The 2,615-nt window shown below is 67.3% G+C and carries 2 protein-coding genes; both read right to left on the minus strand.

Going from position 1 to position 2,615, the window contains the following annotated elements; all coding sequences use genetic code 11:
- Positions 1–52: 52 nt before the first annotated feature.
- The gene (locus tag ACWCQ6_RS36770) at positions 53–697 is read right to left on the minus strand and encodes a hypothetical protein (RefSeq protein ID WP_451096791.1); all 645 of its coding nucleotides are present in this window, start codon (positions 695–697) and stop codon (positions 53–55) included.
- A gap of 440 nt (positions 698–1,137) precedes the next feature.
- Positions 1,138–2,517: a hypothetical protein gene (locus ACWCQ6_RS36775; protein WP_451096793.1), complete on the minus strand. Its 1,380-nt coding sequence runs from the start codon at positions 2,515–2,517 to the stop codon at positions 1,138–1,140.
- Between the last annotated feature and the right edge of the window lie 98 nt (positions 2,518–2,615).

Here is a 2,615-nt window from a genome sequence, read left to right on the forward strand (position 1 = left end):
ACCCGGCGCACGTACTCGTCGACAACGTGCCGCATGCTCACCTTGGTGCCGCTCATGCGACGCCCCCGTCCAGCCGGACCTGCGGGCCGGGGTAGTCGACGGCCTGGCGCAGTTGGGCGGTGTAGTCGCTGTTGGCGATGAAGCCGTGACCGCGTCCGTCGCGCAGCATGACGGCGCGCAGGCTCGGGTGCCCGTCGAGGTGCTCCATGATCGGCCGCAGGTGCTTGAGGGCGAAGTAGGAGTCCTTCTCGGGGATCACGACGTGCAGGTAGCGGGCGCTGCCGGGAGCGGCCCAGTCGCGGATGATCTCCGTGGTGGGTTGCGGGCGCGCCATGGCGGGCAGGCCGCTGAAGGGCTCGGCCTCCCGGGTCCATTGGGGCAGGATCAAGGGGTCGTTGTGCGGTGACACGACGAAGGCGAGGTCGTCCTGTCCGCCGCACATGCAGTGCTTGATGGCGGCGTAGCCGCCGGAGGAGAGTCCGTGCCAGACGGTGCCTCGCAGGCCCCACTGCTGGAGGAGCGACGCGCGCAGTTCGAGAACCCGGGGCATGAACTCGTCCTCGCCGAGCAGGAACCAGCCGCAGCTCGATTCCTTTGTGTAATTGTGGATCGGGTCGGACACGAGGAGACATACGGAGTTGTCTGCCTCGTCCCACTGACGGCGCGCGAATACCGGAGGAACGTGCTTCTCGATCACGCTGAAACCATGGAAGAGAACATGGAGATAGGGGCTTGTGATCTTGTCGGGCACATTCACCATGTAATCGAGGAAATAGCCCTCGGAATGGGTGAACCTTCCGCTGTGCGAGCTCAGGGGAACCTCCGGTAGTGAACGCCGGGGTGTGGCGGACTCAGCGAGACCGCCACACCCGTCAAGCGGTGTTCTGCATCATCTGTGCAGCGAGTTAGTTCTTGACCTCGCTGTCGGTGATGGTCAGCGGGGTGTCGCCGAAGAGCGTCTCGAAGTCGCCCGCCGTGATCTCCTCGGTCGCGCTGACGGTCTCCTGCATCATTTCCTGCTGCATATCTTTCTCCCAATCTCAGGTAGGGAAGTCCGGCCCGCTCTCACGAGCCCGAATGGACAGTACCGAGAGATTCAAATGCTGCCTAGATCACGCTTCTGGAAATACTCTCTCTTCAGGCCAGGTAACGCCGGTCAAGGCTTTTCGGAACGATCGCGGGATAGGTGAGAAGGCGGCGTCGCGGTGGTGTTCCGTCGCCCTCGGCACCGGCGGGCGTGAGTTCCCTGGCGCCCTCGGCAAGCACCATGAGGCGTGGTGCGAAGCTCGTTCGGCACTTGCGCGCGGACTCCTCCAGACAGAAGGCCACGGACTCGTGGACGACGTTCTCGTCGCGGGTCGCCAGGAAGACGAACCGGGGCTCCACCTCGCGCAGCAGCGTCTTGGGGATGCGCGTGGGGAGCGAGAGAGAGTAGTAGCGCGGGAGGCCGGCCAGAGGTCTGCGCTCCAGCCAGGACCGCCCGAAGGGGCGCAGGCTGGAGAACATCGCGAAGCTCCACTCGAGCTTCAGACCGGCCGGCACCAGCGCAACGTTGAGCAGGAAGGCGCCCCCGACGAGCAGGTGGGTGACCAGGGCTCCGGTGCCGGTCGGCAGGGCCGCGAAGGGCTGGGCACTCAGGGCGAGTCCGCACAGATATCCGTAGGCCAGGCCCTGGAAGAGGTCTTTGGCGAAATAGCTGACGGAGCGGCGCCCGGAGGCGGTTCTGCCCAGCGCGAGGGCGATCAGAGCGCTGCCCGCGACGGACGCCCACAGGAGCGGCCCGCCGCCGGGGTTGATGGCCACCGAGTCCCGCGCGGTGAGGGCGATCACCCACAGGGCGAGGGCAAGGACGGAGAACGGGAAGTTCCCGGATACCCCGAACGCGCCGTGCATCAGGATCGCGGCACACAGACCCCATATCTCCAGGCCCGGAACCAACAGCACGATGCCGACGGCCAGTTCGACGGCGATCACCGCGTAGGGAGCGAGGCGCAGGAGCCGGGCGGACGGCTTGAGTCCCAGCAGCCCGAGGTAGTGCGCTGTCACGACGCGTCCGGCACTGCGCTCGCTGCGCAGATACTCCTTGTTGATCTTGAGCAGCGCCGCTGAGAGGTAGACACCGACGAGCAGATCGCGGGCAACCGCCCCGTGCAGTTCCCACGGCACGAACGCGAACAGCGCCGCCGCCACGACCCCGAGCAGGGCGTGGTCGGCCAGTCGTCTCTGGGTGGACACCACCCACAGGACGAGCAGCGCGACCGCGACGGCGCGCGCCGTGAGCGACTGCGGTACAAGGGCGAACGCGAGCGCGGCGGGGAGCGCGACCAGTTGGGCGACGACGGTCGCCCAACGCGGAAGCCGGACCACGAGGACGGGCGCGTAGCGGTATGCCACCCCGGAGAGCCCTTGCTCCCACAACCGGCTGACCTGATGGAAGAGGACTCCGGCGACCGCGAGGACGAACGGTGTGAGGGCGACGACATCGCCGGTGGACGCCGCTTGGGCCTGGGGGCTCACCGGGCCTCCCGCAGGGTGTCGTTGAGCCGCTCGCTGCGCTGGAGCGTGTCGGCGAGCCGCTCCCACTCCCTGGCGTAGTGCCGTGCCACCTCGGCGGC

This window comes from Streptomyces sp. NPDC001880, assembly GCF_053594575.1.